Here is a 16,090-nt window from a genome sequence, read left to right on the forward strand (position 1 = left end):
CTGCTACCCCATCAGTCGGTCGAGGTACGAGTCCATCCGGTCCAGGAAGCCCTCCAGGGACCCCAGGGGCTTGACCAGGTGCAGGGCGGCCTCGGCGGCCCGGGTGATCCCGGGCTCGTCCCAGCCCTGCCTGTCGGCCCAGCGCCGGGCCAGGAGCACGAGCGAAGGGTAGACCTCGACGGCCCGCAGTTCGTCGACCGCCCACCTCAGGGAGTGCCGTGCCGCCTCGGCGTCCCCCTGGCGCAGGTGCAGCAGGGCCCGGTACAGCTCGGCCCTGGCTCGTCCGGAGCGGTAGCCCGCGCGGTCCAGGGCGGCGCAGGCGGCGTCGAAGGTCGCGGCGGCCTCGGCGGTACGGTCGAGCAGGGTCTCGGCGATGGCGAGCGCGGTGAGCGACTTGCCCGTCTCGTGCAGGGCGCCGAGCTCGTGCTGCGCCTCCAGGGCTGCGGGAGCGGCACGGAGGGCGGCTTCCGGATCGCTGGTGGCGAGCATCTCCAGGCGGTTGGTGAGGACGTTCGCCTGCCCGATCACCCACTGGGCGCGGTCGTAGCACCGGGCCGCCTCCCCCAGGGCCGCCAGCGCCTCGTCCGGCTGCAGCAGGAAGCGGTGTGCGAGGTGCACCAGCCGATGCAGGTCGCCCTGCATGACGAGGTCGTCCGCCGGGGTGACCGCCGTGACCTGCTCCACGAGGTCGAAGGCACCCGAGAAGTCCCCGGTGCACATCAGCAGGTCTGCCGTGCCGAACCCGGCGGGCAGGTCGCCCGGGCCGGAGTACTGGCGCCAGATGTCCTCGAACATGGCCAGGGCGGCGCGGCTCTCCCCGGCGATCCGCAGCGCGTTGGCCGTGGCGAGGGTCAACCGGCGCGAGACGGGGTCGGCCACACCGGCCTGGCCGTCCCCCGCGGCCGTGATCGCCGCCGTCGCGTCCCCGAGCACCAGCAGGCCTTCCACCTCCAGGCAGCGTGCGGCGGTGCGGAAGGAGGCATCGGCGTCCGGCCGGACGTGCAGGTACTCGGCCAGGTCGTCCCCCATGCCGTCGACGACCTGGCGCCCTCCGGCCAGGGCGGCCGCGTCGGCGGTGCGCAGCACGTTGGCCGCGGAGGCGGTGCCGGCGTGGAGCCCGTGGTAGGCGGCCTCGCGCAGGGCCGCGGAGCGCGGCAGCGTGCGGGCGGCTGCCGCGTCGTCCGTGCCGTCCGCGTGAGCGGTCCAGAAGTCGGCGAGGCCGCGGTGCACCTCGCGGGCGACGGCGGGGGACAGCTGCCCCTGGAGCGTCTGGATCATGAGCTGGTGCAGTCGGTGCCAGCCCGGTGCGGCCGCCGGGTAGACGAAGGAGTAGGAGGTGAGGCCCTCCCACACCAGCAGGCCGCCGGGCAGGTCGAACTTCCGGGCGAGGAAGCGGAAGATCGTCTGGTCGAACAGCCTGGAGGCGCTGAGCAGCTGCAGCAGCCGGATCTCGTCGGGGGCCACGTGCTGCAGGAAGCGCTGGACGATCTGCGCGGTGCTCACCACCGGCGCGGAGCCGCGGTCGGCCCGGGCAGCGGTGTCCACGGCGAGCTGGAGGTAGTAGGGAACCCCGGCGCTGGCCTCGGCGATCGTCCGGCGCAGCCGCCGGTCGTCCATTCCGCCGGCCGCCAGCAGGTCCTCCCGGGCGGACAGGGGAAGATCGCCGACCCGGACCGTCGCGATGTGTCCGCGCCAGTCCGGGTCGGCCGCGGCCCAGGCCAGGGGTTCGCGGCTGGCGACTACCGCAAGCCCGAAGTCCAGTTGGCCCAGCAGGTCGCGCAGCCACTGGTCGGCCGCTCCGTCGCGGCCGACCGACAGCGGGGAGGGGGCCAGGGCCTCGTAGGCGTCGATGAACAGCACGGGCGGCCGCGCGGTGCTGCCGGAGAGCCGCAGGTCGTCCACGAACAGGGCCAGCGTCTCGTACAGCAGCTCCCCGGTGGGCAGCTCGTCGAGGATGCGCAGGGTCTCGTCCGAGGCGATCAGGTCCTTGCGCCGCTTGTTCGCCACGCCCTTGAGGGCCAGCCGGACCAGGCGGGTGGCGGTGCCGAAGACCGGGATGCCGATGACCCCGTCGTCGAGGATGGAGGACAGCAGCTCGCTCTGCTCGACGAAGCGGGTCCCGCCGTCGGCCGGGTACTGCTCGCGGTGGTGTCTGCGCCACAGGGTGGCGTAGGCGATGTCGTACCGGTCGAACTCGGCTCCCTGCGCCCCGAGCTCCGTCCGCAGGGAGTCGACGGCCGTCTCCTGCTGGCGCAGCTCGGGGACCTGGAGGTCCAGGGCCGCCGTGCGGTAGCGGGCGGGGTCGGTGCGGCGGCGCAGCTCCTGCAGCAGGTGGGTCTTGCCGATGCCGCCGACGCCGACGACGTTGAGGACGCGGGGACCGTTGCCGATCTTCTCGAGCCCCTCGACGTAGCGGGCCAGGCAGTCCTCGCGGTCGAAGAACATGCGCTGCAATGCCGAAGGCCGCGGAAACCGCCTGCCCAGTGCCATCTCTCCCCCTGAGACTCCTGGCGCACCTGACGGGTCAGCACATCAGGAGGCGGCAGGGGAAGTCAATGCCGTCCGCGGAGCCCGGTTTCGCTCAGGACGGGGCCTGCTTCCGAAGCCTGGCAGGGTCTCCCCCCTTCCCACGTACGGCCAGCCGCAGCGCGACGCCCTCGGTGAGGTCGCCGATCTCGACAGTGGTCTGCCGCTGCTCGGAGAGCACGGTGCCGTCCGGCACCGGGGGTTCGGCGGCCTGCAGCGGCCACATCTCGGGCCGGGCGCCGGGGTGCCGGCCACCAACTGGTGGGCCTCGTCGAGGATGCCGCCGTAGACATCGACGAGATCGCACAGCCAGCCGTCGTCAGTTGACCGCTACAGGTGGGTGGGGGACGCCCAGCACACGACCGGGTGAAGGACTTACTGCATGACTTCGAGATGTGGATGGTCGAACGAGGTCGGGCAGATGTAGATCTGCATGTTGTAGCCCCTGCCGATCTCCACCATTGGCGGGTCGGAGGGGCTGCGCAGACCGGTGCGCTCCGGGGGGACCCGATCTTCGAGAGGGATCCAGCTGCCACTTCCGCCGTTCCACTCCCCGCTGCTGACGGTGAGCAGGGGCCGGTACTCGGTTTCGCAGCTCGGGCAGTGCATGGGCGAGGGATCGCGGAAGCTCCACGGGCCCCAGCCGCCGATCTTCCAGCCGGGGCGACCGAGAGCTCGTACTGGTAGTAGGCACCGCCGGGTTCTGCATCCGGGTCGTCCTCCTGCTCTTCTCCCCAGGCGTAGAGGCGGTCGGCGAGTTCTTCCGGGAGTTCGTGCGATGCGGGGTATTCGGTGACGACCTCGGGGTGCAGGACGCAGGGTTCGGGAACGTAGTGGCCGTAGTGCTCGACGTCGGCGGGCTTCGGCGGGTCGGTGAGCAGCTCGCCGGCGCCCGCGGCGTTGCGCCAGACGAGGCGGGCCGCGGGAAGCGCTTCGCCGTCGTGGTGCAGAGGACACCACAGCACCTGCAGGAGGTCGGCTCCCTCCGGGCCCGTGAGCCCGGGGACGTCGCGGAAGTAGAGCTGGGCGACCGGCAGCAGGGCGTTCGGCCCGGGGCGCGGAGGGTGTCCGGCTTGGAGCCCGTCGAGGTAGGCACGCTGGTCGGGGGTGAGGAGGTCCTCGCCTGACTCACGGTGGCGGAGCCAGGCGGCTTCGAGCAGCGCCCGCCTTCGGCGGACGTCATCGAGGGAGACGGGCGGCTTCCAGTGGTGGTTGTTCCTGCGCGCAGGTCGGCCACTGCTCGTCGGACGGCCACAGGAGCGGTCCGCCGACGGAGCTGTCGTGGACGGACGGCACGCCGGCACGTGGGTGCAGGCGGACGGCCTGCCGGGCCAACGGCGCCAGCTCCGGGAACAGGGACGCGATGTCCACAGGTCGGGGCGGGGTTGTTCTCGACACCTGTGCTCCTTCAGCAGCAACCTGCGAGTTTCGGGCGGACTCTATACGCGGGATGTGACAGTCCTATCGACTGCCTGACCAGGTGGTTTTCGTCGACGCCTACGTCGGCGTCGAGTACCAGCGGCCGACGTGTGGGCCTTCCGTGATCAGTCAAAGTGAAGAGGACATCAGCGTCGGGCGTCGCCGGGCGCGAGGAGGCTGGTCACCTCGGCGATGGCCTCGGCGGAGGGCTTGAAGTACCGGCGGACGTTCTCGACCTTCTTGTGCCTCGACTTGGCCATCAGCATCAGTTCGGAGGCGCCCTGTTCGCCGAGGTGGGTCAGGGAGGAGTGGCGGTACTCGTGCAGGTCCGAGCCGGTGCCGGGCCCGGCGAGGGCGGTGTGCTGGTCGAGCAGGGCTCGGGCCTGGCCGTAGGAGAGGCGGGCCAGGCCGGTGTCGGGGCAGACGTCCCGGGCGGAGAGCACCTTGCCGGGGCCGGGGCGGCGGTGGGTGACGAACACCGGCCCGCGGGTGCGGCCCTTGAGCAGGCGCGGCAGGAGCCAGGCGGTGCCGGCGTCCCAGAACACCGTCTCCAGCACGTAGTCGGCACGGGCGGTGCCGCGCCGACGCACCTTCGGCTGGGCGCCCTTGGCCTTCACCGGGCAGCGGCGCCCGGCCAGGTCCAGGTCCTCGATGTTGACGTCGAGGATCTCCTCGGAGCGGGCGCACGTCTCGTAGAGCGTCCGCCACAGGGTCTTCTCCCGCAGGTGGACGTTGCGGCGGGCGATCAGCCGGTCGATCGCCATCTTCGAGCGGACCGGGGTGTCGGAGTCCGGGGGTGGCATCCGCTTCGCCCAGGCCGGGACCGCCGGCCCGTCGTAGCCGCGCTCGGCACACCAGTTCGTCCAGGAGAGCACCGCGCCGCGGCGGGCGTTCCATGTGTTCACCGCCGAGTCGCCCCAGAGCAGTTCCAGCGCGCCGCCGACCTCGTCGTCGGCGACGGTGGCGAGCGGGCGGCCCTCTCCGATCCGCTCGGCGATCTTCCCGATGGCGATGCCGTAGTTCCGGACGGTGTTCGGGTTGGTGAGCGAGTCGATGAAGGCGTCGGCCGCCGTCCGCTACGGCCCCGGCACCCTGCGCCCCGCCAGCCTGCTGCCCCGCCGGGAGGGCTGACCCGGTCGGGGCACACCGGCAGCGTTCGTCACCTCGTGCACACGTGCGCACCGCTCCGGCCTTTCAGGCGGATCGGCCGGCGACGGGCTGGTTTCGATCAGGGGTTCGATCTCGTGCCGGGGGTCTGCCCTGCGGCGTCGACGATGCCGCGGCCGACGACGGCGATGGAGGTCACCTCGTCGCCCGTCCTGCCCCAGGGGCCGTCCTCCAGGAGGACGGTGCGCTCGCCGAGCAGGCGCAGGCTCCGCCTGTCGAAGATCCACTCCGAGCGCTCGCCGCCGTGGACCCGGGCGACGGCCACGCCGTGCCTGCCGGCGGCGTCGACGGCGTCGTCGACCGTCACCACCCCGGGGATGCGCCCTGCGGCCCGGTACAGCGCCGCGCTGACCCGGGGAGGCGCGACGGAGGAACGCAGCAGGTCGCCGATGGTGGTGAAGGCCTCCTGGTCCGGCCCGGTGGTCGACCCGGAGCCGGGTCCGTGGTTGAGGTCGGCGTCGGCGTAGATCCGCTTCAGCAGGGCCTGCGGGTCTGTGGGCAGGTCGGCCAGGAACGCGTAGGTGGGCGAGTTGAGCGTGCCGCCGTGGAGGGCGGGGGTCTGCCGGTCGCCGCCGCTGCTGCGCTGGAGGCCTGGCCGGTCGCCGTCCACCGGCGTCCAGTCCTCCCGGTTCTGAGTGATGGTGTCGCGCTGCATCGAGCCGTCGCTTTTCTCGCTCAGTGAAGTGCTGTGGCCGACCGTCTTGACGTAGGTGTACTGGCTGGCGCGGGGCTGCGCCTGGGACTGGGTGTAGGCAACCTGCGCCACTCGGTTGAGGAGCTGCACGGATGCCGTAGTGGCCGGCGGCGTCCTCTCACCCGGCGCACCGCTGCCCTGGGTGGCCACCACCACGGCGACGGCGGCGGTGGCGACCGCTGCCGTCAGGACGAGGCGGACCCGTCGCCGGGCGGTGGGGGCGGAGGCGCGGTGGGAGCGGTCGATCTCGTTCAGCAGGAACTCCCTGGTCGTGCCCAGACGGCCGGGTGGCAGGCCCGGGTGGGGCGGCGGTGGCAGCAGTCGTCCGAGTTCGCGGCGCTCGCGGTGCTCGTCCTGCTCATGGCTGTCTGCGGGTGCGGTGGTCACGGCTGCCTCCCCGGGTGGCTCCTCATGGACGACCGGCTGTCGTGGACGTGGTGTCCGCGGCCGCGGTCCGGTTCCCTCGATCTCCGCTCTGGCGGGCCTTGTGCCGCGACGGTCCTGCGGAGTCTGTCCCGGGCGCGGGACAGCCGGGACCGGACGGTGCCCACGGGGATGCCCAGGGCCTGTGCGGCCTCCGCGTAGCCCAGTCCCGACCACACCACGAGGGTGAAGACCTCGCGTTCGCTGCGGCGCAGCCGCCCGAGCGCCGCCACGGCTGCGGCTGCCGTGGCGGCGTCGGCGATCCTGCCCACGACCTCGTCGGCGAAGTCCGGCACCGGCTCACGGGGAGGAAGGCGGGACATCGCCGCACGGTGCCGGCGCGCGGCTCTCGCGGTGTTGCGGAGCACGTTGGTGGCGATGCCCAGCAGCCACGCCCGCGGGTTGACCACGTCGCCGCGCAGTCTGTCCCGCAGGCGCCAGGCCTCGAGGAACGTCAGTGACACCACGTCATCGGCGGTGTTTCCGTCCCCGGTGGCGCGGGCCGCGTGCGCGTGCACCGTCCGGGCGTGCTCGTCGAAGAGCGCGGCGAAGGCGCGGCGGTCGCCGGTCGGGTTCTGCTGGCTGGGCAAGAAGGACTCCACGTCCTTCTGGTGTCCGCAACGGCAGGGCGGTTCCCGAAGACCTGCCGATAGCCAGTGCGGAGCCCCGCATCCCGCACTCACTTGTGATAACAGCCATGACAGGGCCACTCTTCTTGCGGAGATGCGCCGCGCCCCTCACGCGCGCCTTCCGAACGGTGCTTCGGAAGGCGCCAGGTCCCGAGAGATTTGCTAAGGCTGTTATCACAAGTCGTTCTTCGTGCAAGTCTCTGTCCCATGGAGCCCGACCCCTACGCCGTCCTGCAGGACTGGCTCACCGGCCGCCCCTACGCCGAGGGCACCCGCGAGGACTACGAGCGCGAGGCCACCGCCTGGATCGAGCACATCGGGGCGAAGGTGTGGCGCGCCAGCGCCCGCGACGTGAGCCACTGGGCCGCCGCAGGCAACCCCCGCACCGAAGCATGGCGCATCAGCTGCCTGCGCTCCTTCTACCGCCACGCCGCCGAGACCGACCCCCGGGTGAGGAACCCGCTCCCCCGCGGCCTGCGACCTCCCGTTGCCACCCTGCCCCCCGGCCGGCCCGCCCTCGACGCCACCCAAGCCGCCCTCTTCCTCTCCGCCCTCGACCGCTACCGCGGCCCGCACGCCGAACGCGCCCGCGCCCTCGGCTACCTCATCCTCGGCATGGACCTGCGCGCCCACCAGGCCGTCGCCCTCGACCTCGACGACTGGATCCACGAACAGCACCGCACCACCGCCCGCATCACCCTCAAGGGCGGCGGCACCGCCCTGCGCGAAGTCCCCCCGCCCGTCGCGCTCGCCGTCGCCGAGTACCTCCCCCACCGCCGCACCGCCGCCCCCCACAGCACCCCCGAGACCGGTCCTCTGCTCACCAGCGGCCGCGGCCGACGCCTGGACAGCTACAACACCCCCACCGGCATCCTCCGCACCGTCGCCGCCACCCACCCCCTCCTCACCGACCTCGCCCCCACCCTCACCAGCGACGGCCTCGCCGCCAGCCCCAGCCCCTTCACCCCGCCGCAGGCCACCGGCACCCCACAGCCCTCGGGCTAGGACCCGCTCAACCCACTGAGGCAGGCACATCCGGCGGCCAGCAAGACGGCACTTGTTCTGCCCGCGCGCGACCATGGCAGAAAGGGTTCGTGACACGCACGCCGGCAGGTCGCGGAAGGCGAGCTTGCAGCCAGCCACCCCTCTACGGAGCTACTCGCTACACCACCTCCTCGGACGCAACCTCCTGATGAGGCTGGTCCACCTACGCTGCGGGCACACACGCGGCCCTCGAGATGTTCCGGGATCAGCCCCGCCGTTGTCTGAGCGAGGTCACAGCCGTCGATGCGCTACGGCAGCGGACGTGATCCACCCAGAAGGTAAGGCCTTGTCGTCGTGGTCTGATATGACTACCGGTTACCGAACCTCTGAGTCTGGGCGTGGCGAAGCGGCATGAGGTCGCGAGCCGCGCGTGAGCCGAGGGACGGGAACTGGGGAGAGGTGCGCTGCGGGCGCGGGGCAAGGAGGTGGATGGTGTTCTCGGTTTCGTCGTTCAGGCAGTGGCTGCAGGAAAAGCCTGAACTGGTGCTCATGCTGTTCCGGCACGTCGAGAAGACGCATGGCCCTTCGGCCCTGCAGTACCACGGTGGACCGGCGACCTCGAAGCTGCGCAAGACCCCCGGCGCCCGCATGTGGGTAACCCGGGCTCCCGAAAAGCTGCTTGTCAGCCTCTGTGCGTGCGGCGCTAGGCTCGCGGGCTCCCGATTGTGCGAGCTGGGGTACGAGGAGCAGATACCGAATCCCGATCTTACGCAGCTCACGCAGATGCTGAGAGATCTGCCGCCGGACCTGGCGCAGCTCATGCTCTATGGACTCCTCCTCTTCGGCGATCTGCCGGCCCACCGGCTCGCGTGTGACCACGCAGAGGAGCTTCATGAGGTCGCCGCGAGCCATGCGGCTCCCCTGACGGAAGCCGACTACGAACGACTTTCCTGTGCGGGCCAGGCGGTGCGGGATGCCGCCGATGCGTCGAGATCGAGCGCCGATGGAGAGAGGACCGCTCCACCAGGAGCGCGGGGGAGCGAAATCGTGTTGAAACCGGACGCCGACGGGATCGGGCAGGAGACGGTTCGGCTGAAAGAGGCTGCGGAGGCTCTGGCCAGTCGGCTGGACGTGTTCGTCGCGGCCGTCCGCGCCGGACGGCTGGCCGGTGACCGGAAGTTGCTGCGCCAAGCCGTGTTGTGGGTTCAGGAGCGTCGAGCTCTGAGCCGCGCCCTCGCAGACGCCGATGCGGGGGGCGCCTGGGGCGACGACCAGGAATGGGAGGCGGCCGAGGCGCTCGTCGATCGTATCCGGGATGATGAGCGTCGCCGGCAGGAGATCGACCGGGAGATCCTGGAGACCGCGCAGGCGCTCGACGAGGCCCGCACCGTGTTCGAGGCGACCTCGAGTGAGATGCTTCGGGGTCACCTCCGCGACCAGATCACGGAGTACGAGCAGCGGATTCGGGAGTTGCGCGGACAGGCGCCGGACGAGGGTGACGCTCCCCGCTTCGGTACGGAGGCCGGCATCGGTCAGCCAGGGGAGGAGACTTCCGAGAGCGACCCGGACCCGGCGCCTGTCAACGCCGGGGGCGACTCGGAAGAAGTTTCTGGCGCTGCCGAGTCGGAGATGATCGTCCCCGTTGACGATGTGATGTCCACCATCGAGATGGAGACTTCCACCGTCGAGGCCCTGACCAGCCCCACGGCCGAACCGGAGAGGGAGCAGAAGCAGAGCCGGACGCCCGAGGTGCTCGCGCCGAAGGAGCCGGACGACCCGAGGGAGTCCGAGGAGCCCAGGCCCGCCACGCTTCGCGCTGCGGGCGAGCAGCCTGCCGCCTCTTCATCGGAAACGCCTGCGGCGAAGAATGCCGTGGTACCGGACCCGCTCCCCGTCCCCGCCCCACGCCGTTCCACCCACGCCGTGAAGTCGGCGACGGACGTGTGGTCGGGTGCTTCCGCCCCGGTGGTCAACCTGGTCACGCAGGGCCGGCTCGCCGAGTCCTACTGGCTGACCCGCGCCGCTGGCGCCCCGGTGCACCGCGCGCTCGCGCTCGGGTTCGCGGATGCCGCTTTCCACGCGTCCCCGGTCTGGGCCTCTGACCTGCAGGTGGAGGCCGAGGAGCTGTTCGGGACGGCCGACGAGGACCGTCCCTGGGACCACGACCGCGATGCCCACCTGGTCCTGCTGACCGCGGCCATCCGGAGCGGCCTGTCGGCGCGCTGGGCGAGCAGCGTCCTGACCGACTACACCTCCCTGTCGGGCCTGTCCGGGCCCTGGGCGCGGGTGCTGGACGAGCTGGTGCACGCGGTGCGGCAGTCCGCCGAGATCCGGCCAGGCAACCTGGACGCGCCGGCAGCCGCATCCGCCGTCGACAGGCGCGAGGAGATCGGTGAGCGGGCGCGCCAGCTTGCGCTCGACCTGCCGCAGCGCACCATCAAGTACCAACGCGGCACGATCGTGCTGCAGGTCCTCGCGGCACCCGACGGCACACTGGGACACACGCTGGAGACGATCCAGGGCTGGACCGAGGGGCGCGTCGAGTCCGAGGAACTGGCCAAAGAGATGGAGGAGCACTACAAGCGCTCCGATGCTGCCGACCGGATGATCGACGCCGCCGACCGGGCCAAGCGGACCCCCAAGCAGGCGAAGTTCCCCATCCACTCAGCGGCGCGCGACCAGCTCCGCGGACACATCAAGGGCGTCCAGGACCTGCTCACGGCGGCCTTGCGCATCGCCTCGTCTCCGCGCTCGTCCGGTGGCCGCGACGTCGGCCGAGACCTGATGAAGGCGATCACGGCCGCCCACCAGACCAAGCCGCTGCCCGGTGTTGGCGGCGCTCTCCTCGCGCTGTTGCTGCGCTGGCTCGATGGTTCCTACACCCCCGAGTTGCGCGACACCCGGTTCCGGCCGCCCGCCGACGGCCTGCTCCACCTGCCTGGTCTGTCATGGCGGGTGGACGAGGGCCGGGACGAACCCGAGCTCGATGACCAAGACACACCCGGCCGCGAGCACCAAGATGCGCTCATGGCGATGCTGGGCCTGGTCGATCCGGTCGTACCCGACGTCGCGCTGCGACGCCACTGGGATGAGGGCGACCTGCACCTGGCCGCCCGTCTGCTGGAGCGACTCGAGCAGGGGCGGGTCCTCGGCGCTGCCATACGGGCCGCACAGCTCTCCGAGTGGCGACAGACGCACTCGGACAAAGCTGTCTACTGGCGGCGTAAGTGCACCGAGGAGCACCAGCGCGCCCAACTCGCTCTTGCCCAGATGCGGGTGCAGAACCTGCTGAAAGCAAAGGACGAGCACGACTTCACCGTGCGCCTCCTCGACCTGGAGGGCGACCATGGCGACCGCCACGGGCAGCGTTTCCGGGCCATAGCCAGAATCGGCGACGACCTTCGATCCATCGAAAAGCGGCATACGGAGCAGCTTTACCGCGAGCTCGACGCCGCGCGCCTGACCATGGCGGAGGACCGGCGCATCCGTGGGCTGCTGGACCGACGCGAAATGGTCGCAGCAGAGGAACTCCTGTCGTTCGCCCGCGGGGGCAAGGCGCTGCCCGCCGCCACGGAACCGGCCGGTGAGGAACTGGCCCGCTTCCTGGCAGGCGTCGCCCACCCCAACGCCCCGCAGCCAACTCGGCACGGCGTCAGCGCCCGCTGGTGGGCGCACCACTACGCGGGCGACGACTCGCTGGTACAGAACGCGGTCGCCGGGCTCGACTCCTGGGAGAACCTGATCCGCGAGCGCGACCCGAGGAAAGTTCGCGGCTCAGCCATGAGTGTCCTGCGCCTGCTCGGTCTCCACGTGACCGAGGCCAACGTCGAGGAGGGGCGGCACGGCGTCACCCGGCTAAGCGTGCGCGCAGACATCACGGAGAGCACACCGGGCTACGTAGCAGCCCTTGGCTCCCAGGCCCGCCGCATGTACAAGGTCGTCGTCATCGCCGACGAACTGCGCGGCGAGGGCCCGCTGCGCCACCTCCCGGACTCGGCCATCGGCGCCAATGTGATCCTCTACTTGCAGCCTCTCGGCATCGAGGGGCGCCGTCAGCTCGCGCTCGCCTCCCGCAGCCGCGGCCAGCAGGCCCTGGTCATCGACCCGGCCGTCGTCGGCTGGGTCGCGGCCCGTGCCCCACGCTCGTTCCGGGCCGTGCAGCGGGTCACCCTGCCGTGGACGGGATACACCCCGTACACACCGCACGTCGCCGGCCTCGTACCGCCGGAGGTCTTCAAAGGCCGAGCCGAGGAGATGCGGGAGGTCCTCAGGCCCGACGGCTCCATCTTCCTCTTCGGCGGCCGCCAGCTCGGCAAGTCGTCCCTGCTGCGGCAGGCGGTCGAGGTGTTCCAGAAGGCCGACCCGGACCGTCACATCGCCGTCTACGTCGACCTGCTCAAAGCGGACATCGGACACGCAGAGCCGCCCGACGGCATCTGGCGGGTCCTGCTGGCCGAGCTGAAGCGCCGCGGCGTCATTTCGGGGAGCATCTCGGATCACGGCCCCGTCGATACCATCGCCGACAAGATCCGACAGTGGATCGAGGCGGAGTCCGGTCGACGCATCCTGCTGCTCGCCGACGAGGCCGACGCCTTCCTCACTGCGGACGCCCAGGCCGTCTACACCGGCGGAGGCCAGTCGACCTTCCGTACCGTCAAGCGGCTCCAGCGCCTCATGGAGGACACCAACCGGACCTTCAAGGTCGTCTTCGCCGGTCTGCACCAGGTGCAGCGCTTCAACCACCTCGTCAACGTCGTCACGGCGCACGGCGGTCCCGGCGTGCTGGTCGGTCCGCTCAAGCCGCAAGCCGCCGTCGCGCTCGTCGAGGAGCCCCTGGCCGCAGTCGGCCTCACCTTCGAACGCCCCGACTTGGTCTGGCACATCCTCGGCATCACCAACTACCAGGCGAACCTGGTGCAGATCTTCTGTGACCATCTCGTCGCCTACATGCAGCAGCGCGCGATGCCCGCCGGCGGCCGGCACGCACCGATCACCTGGGACGACGTCCAGGCCGTCGCCAACCTGGAGCGTGTCCGCGAACTCATCGCGGAACGCCTGCGCTACACCATCAACCTGGAGGACCGCTACCGCGTCCTCGCCCTCCTGATCGCCTTGCGCAGTCTCGAACACGGTTACGCTCACGCCACCCGGCCCGGGGAGTTGCTGGAGGAGGCGCACCGGATTTGGCGCGAGGGATTCCCCCTCAACAGCGAGCGTCAGTTGACTATCTACCTTGACGAGATGGTCGGTCTCGGCCTGCTCATCAAGCTCCCCACCCAGGAGCGCGCCTACGCGATGCGCAGCCCCAACGTGGTGAACATGCTGGGTACACGCAACGAGCTCGAGAGCGAGCTGAACGACACCCAGTTCGACCTGCCCTACGACTACAACCCGCGCTCCGCCCGCCGTTCGGTGGGCGTCCTGGGCGGAGTCCAGGTGATGAGCCCGCTCACCGAGGGCCAATTCGGCGACATGCTCGGACACTCCACCCGCACGACCATCGTGCCGTGTACGCGGGCACTCGGTGACCATCTCGTCGAACGCGGACTGCGCTTGTACAGCGACGGCTACGGGCTTGACGTTGTCACCGTGGGACCCGACGACAGTCTCGTCGATGCGATCACCTCGAACTCGCGTCGCAGGCGGGGCTCCAGGCTTTTGTTCGTCGACCTGCGCGGCCGGACGGGCGCGCAGGTGAAGGAGGCCGCACAGCGCCTCGTCGAGCACACCGGCGCCACGGCGATCGATGCCGAGGCGACGCCCGACGCGTCTCGACGGTACGCAGTCGTGCTCTGCTCCCCGGTCACGGCGGCGGAGGCGGAGACGACGAACGCCGGTCTCGTCATCCCGCAGCGGTGGACCGTCGACAGCGTGCGCGCCTGGCCGGAGTCGCCGTTCGGGTCGCCGCAGGAACGGCGCAGCCTCATCGACGCCACCGGCGGTTGGCCCGGTCTGGTCGAACTCGCCATGCACAACGTGCGTTCCGGCATGCGGCACAGGGAGGTCCTCCAGGGTCTGTGCGAGCAGTTCGACACCCCCGCCGCTGCCACCGCCCACCTGCAGGCCGCCGGACTCGTCGACGCGGACATCTCCCGTCTGGCGGCCTGGGCCCAGTTCTACAGCGTCGAGGAGTATCTGGCCGGCAAGGCTGTCATGACCCCTGGGGACCTTGCGGCCGCGCTCTTCGACGAAAGCGACGACGACCACGCCCTCGAGGCAGCCGAGCGCCTCCTGGAGCGTCTCGAGCGACTCGCCGTGCTCGACCCAGCAGAGACTGGTGTCCGGCTCGACGCAGTCAGCTTCCGGGCCTTGAAGACGATCGGTCCTGCCCAGTGAGCGACGGGGACATGGTGTCCGGGAACACGGGGACCGCGCCCTCGGACACCGGTGCTGCGGGCGCCGCAGTCCTGGCGCGGTCCGTCTCGGTGCCGGAAGCCGCGGGAATCGTCCGGGAGATCGAGGACGAGGACCTCGCCCGGCTCCCTGGCCCGCGTCGGCACCTCGACCTGCTGGAAGCGGACCTCCGGTCCGGCCGCAGCTGTGTCTGGTACTTTCCCGACCCTGCCGTGGAGTCCGGCCGAGCCGACTTCTTTGTACGCGAACTGACCCACCGCCTCGAGGCAGTGGTCCCCGTGCCCGGAGTCGTCTCCCTGGCCGACCGCGATGCCGGCCCGGCGTCAGCGGAGGCCCAGCGGACATGGATACCAGGGCCCCGCGGACCTCTCGCTGGCACGGATGTGGACTGGAACGCCGACGCGCCCGACGACCCATACAGCAAACTGCTGAGAGGGCTCGCAGCCCCAGTCGGCACCACCTTGCCCGACGCCGTCGCCACCACTGTCCCGGCCTCAACCTTGACGCTGGAGGAGCGGCTCGCCAAGGAGCTCGGCATCAGCAGGGACCCCGTCGGGTCACTGGTCGACCAGGCAGCAGTCGGCCATGCACCCCCCACAATCGTCGTTCGCTGCTGGAACGAGACCTCTCCTGAAGAGGCCGCACGACTCCTTCGTGTCGCCCAGGCCACCTTCCACGAAGCCGGCCTGCCTGACCGCGCGCGGCCCCGCCTGCTCTTCGCCGCCCGTGCCGCCGATCTGCCCCGTGCGGTACTCGGTGACCGGAGCCGGTCCTCGATCCACTGGTGGTGGAAGGTCTGGACCCGTCTGGACACCGAGGTCCTCATGGTCTGGCGATCCCACCCGGGCACAGAGGATGCGGCCAGCGCGCTCCTCCGACGTGTGACTGACGCCGTCGTCGCCGAAGTCTGCGGACCCGACATCGACCGTGTCCTCACCCTCCGCGATGCCTGGGGTGGCGGAGACCTGGACAGTCTGCGCGCCGCGCTCGCCAAGCTGCTGTCCAGGGAGAACCCCGCCGAGGGAGAGTCCGTGCCGAGCGGGCGCATGTCCACCGCCCACGCTTGGGCACCCGACGCCGAGATCCATGACGCCTGGGCCCGCGGCTCCGTCGACAGCTGGGACGGACACATCCGCCCCACCCAAGCCCACCGTCTCCTGGACTCCGGCTCCCACGAACTGCGGGTCCTCGTCTGCCACGCGCAGAACCGAGTCCTTCTTCCACTTCTCGAGGAAGCCCGCACCTCTCTGATCCGCCTCGTGCCGAGTCTGCTCCGCACTGAACACTTCACCCTTCGGGACTTCTGCGAAAAGGCCCGTTCGCTGCATCGGGGGAACAGGACCGCTGGAGGGGATAACGTGCCTGACCTACATGAACTTGAGATCGGCGGCCTTTCCAGCGCTACGTACATGCTGAATCTGACTACCGCTCAACGCCACCGCCTGCGCGCACTGCACGCCGCCCGCAACACCCTCTCCCACCGGACTCCGCTCGAACACGACGACCTCGTAGTCCTGGCGAAGGTGCTGACCACGGACTGGACCGTCGGCTGAGCTTGTCGTTCAGCAGGCCCGGGGTTGCCGCGCTCGGCTGTGTCTAGCCAACGGCTCTGTCTCGTAATCGGCTCTGGCTCACTTTCGGCGGTAACGCGTAGTGATGGCCGCTACCCCACTGGTCGGCGCCCTTCCATCGCCGGTGACGGCGACGAAAGGAAACGCCTCACGCCGTGCCACCCGTCAAGCGAGCCGCACCCTGCACGCCCTTCACCTGCTGCGATCACGTACCGCAAGAAAAGTTGCTGAACCGCACCGGCTTGGTCGGAGACTCTATGGTGTGGCTGTGACCAGGGGTTTCGTGGCTGTCAGGTAGTAGCTGGCTTCGTATTCGGCCGGTG

Annotated in this window: 10 protein-coding genes; 4 read left to right on the forward strand and 6 right to left on the reverse strand. The window is 70.6% G+C overall.

Annotated features, from left to right (window positions below; translation table 11 throughout):
- Nucleotides 1-3: 3 nt before the first annotated feature.
- Nucleotides 4-2,445: a hypothetical protein gene (locus ACFY07_RS22135; RefSeq protein ID WP_390870874.1), complete on the reverse strand. Its 2,442-nt coding sequence runs from the start codon at nucleotides 2,443-2,445 to the stop codon at nucleotides 4-6.
- 136 nt (nucleotides 2,446-2,581) lie between these two features.
- On the reverse strand, nucleotides 2,582-2,752 hold the full coding sequence (locus ACFY07_RS22140) for a hypothetical protein (RefSeq protein ID WP_390870877.1): 171 nt from the start codon (nucleotides 2,750-2,752) through the stop codon (nucleotides 2,582-2,584).
- Between the two features lie 607 nt (nucleotides 2,753-3,359).
- Here ACFY07_RS22140 and ACFY07_RS22145 point away from each other — a divergent pair.
- On the forward strand, nucleotides 3,360-3,653 hold the full coding sequence (locus tag ACFY07_RS22145; RefSeq protein WP_390870879.1) for a hypothetical protein: 294 nt from the start codon (nucleotides 3,360-3,362) through the stop codon (nucleotides 3,651-3,653).
- A gap of 52 nt (nucleotides 3,654-3,705) precedes the next feature.
- On the opposite strand, the gene ACFY07_RS22150 is transcribed toward ACFY07_RS22145, so the two are convergent.
- From ACFY07_RS22150 to ACFY07_RS22165, 4 genes are all read right to left on the reverse strand, one after another.
- Nucleotides 3,706-3,924, reverse strand: coding sequence for a hypothetical protein (locus ACFY07_RS22150; RefSeq protein WP_390870881.1), 219 nt, complete (start codon nucleotides 3,922-3,924; stop codon nucleotides 3,706-3,708).
- Nucleotides 3,925-4,091: 167 nt separating this feature from the next.
- Nucleotides 4,092-5,000: a tyrosine-type recombinase/integrase gene (locus ACFY07_RS22155; protein ID WP_390870901.1), complete on the reverse strand. Its 909-nt coding sequence runs from the start codon at nucleotides 4,998-5,000 to the stop codon at nucleotides 4,092-4,094.
- Between the two features lie 173 nt (nucleotides 5,001-5,173).
- Entirely contained in the window at nucleotides 5,174-6,193 is a 1,020-nt protein-coding gene (locus ACFY07_RS22160; protein WP_390870882.1) for a CU044_5270 family protein, read from the reverse strand.
- On the reverse strand, nucleotides 6,190-6,819 hold the full coding sequence (locus tag ACFY07_RS22165; protein WP_390870884.1) for an RNA polymerase sigma factor: 630 nt from the start codon (nucleotides 6,817-6,819) through the stop codon (nucleotides 6,190-6,192). Before ACFY07_RS22165 ends, ACFY07_RS22160 begins: the two co-directional genes overlap by 4 nt.
- Before the next feature lie 246 nt (nucleotides 6,820-7,065).
- On the opposite strand from ACFY07_RS22165, the gene ACFY07_RS22170 reads away from it, so the two are divergent.
- From ACFY07_RS22170 to ACFY07_RS22180, 3 genes are all read left to right on the forward strand, one after another.
- The gene (locus ACFY07_RS22170; protein ID WP_390870886.1) at nucleotides 7,066-7,863 is read left to right on the forward strand and encodes a hypothetical protein; all 798 of its coding nucleotides are present in this window, start codon (nucleotides 7,066-7,068) and stop codon (nucleotides 7,861-7,863) included.
- A gap of 468 nt (nucleotides 7,864-8,331) precedes the next feature.
- Complete coding sequence (locus ACFY07_RS22175) at nucleotides 8,332-14,178, forward strand: hypothetical protein (RefSeq protein WP_390870888.1); 5,847 nt, start codon at nucleotides 8,332-8,334, stop codon at nucleotides 14,176-14,178.
- Nucleotides 14,175-15,749, forward strand: coding sequence for a hypothetical protein (locus ACFY07_RS22180; protein ID WP_390870890.1), 1,575 nt, complete (start codon nucleotides 14,175-14,177; stop codon nucleotides 15,747-15,749). Before ACFY07_RS22175 ends, ACFY07_RS22180 begins: the two co-directional genes overlap by 4 nt.
- Nucleotides 15,750-16,090 lie beyond the last annotated feature (341 nt).

It is taken from the genome of Streptomyces sp. NPDC001380 (assembly GCF_042895785.1).
Lineage (GTDB): Bacteria > Actinomycetota > Actinomycetes > Streptomycetales > Streptomycetaceae > Peterkaempfera.

What these genes read in the sequence shown, in the direction of transcription:
- ACFY07_RS22135 (WP_390870874.1), bottom strand. Translation starts at nt 2,445, where the DNA reads ATGTTCTTCGACCGCGAGGACTGCCTGGCCCGCTACGTCGAGGGGCTC.
- ACFY07_RS22140 (WP_390870877.1), bottom strand. Translation starts at nt 2,752, where the DNA reads ATGTGGCCGCTGCAGGCCGCCGAACCCCCGGTGCCGGACGGCACCGTG.
- ACFY07_RS22170 (WP_390870886.1), top strand. Translation starts at nt 7,066, where the DNA reads ATGGAGCCCGACCCCTACGCCGTCCTGCAGGACTGGCTCACCGGCCGC.
- ACFY07_RS22175 (WP_390870888.1), top strand. Translation starts at nt 8,332, where the DNA reads ATGGTGTTCTCGGTTTCGTCGTTCAGGCAGTGGCTGCAGGAAAAGCCT.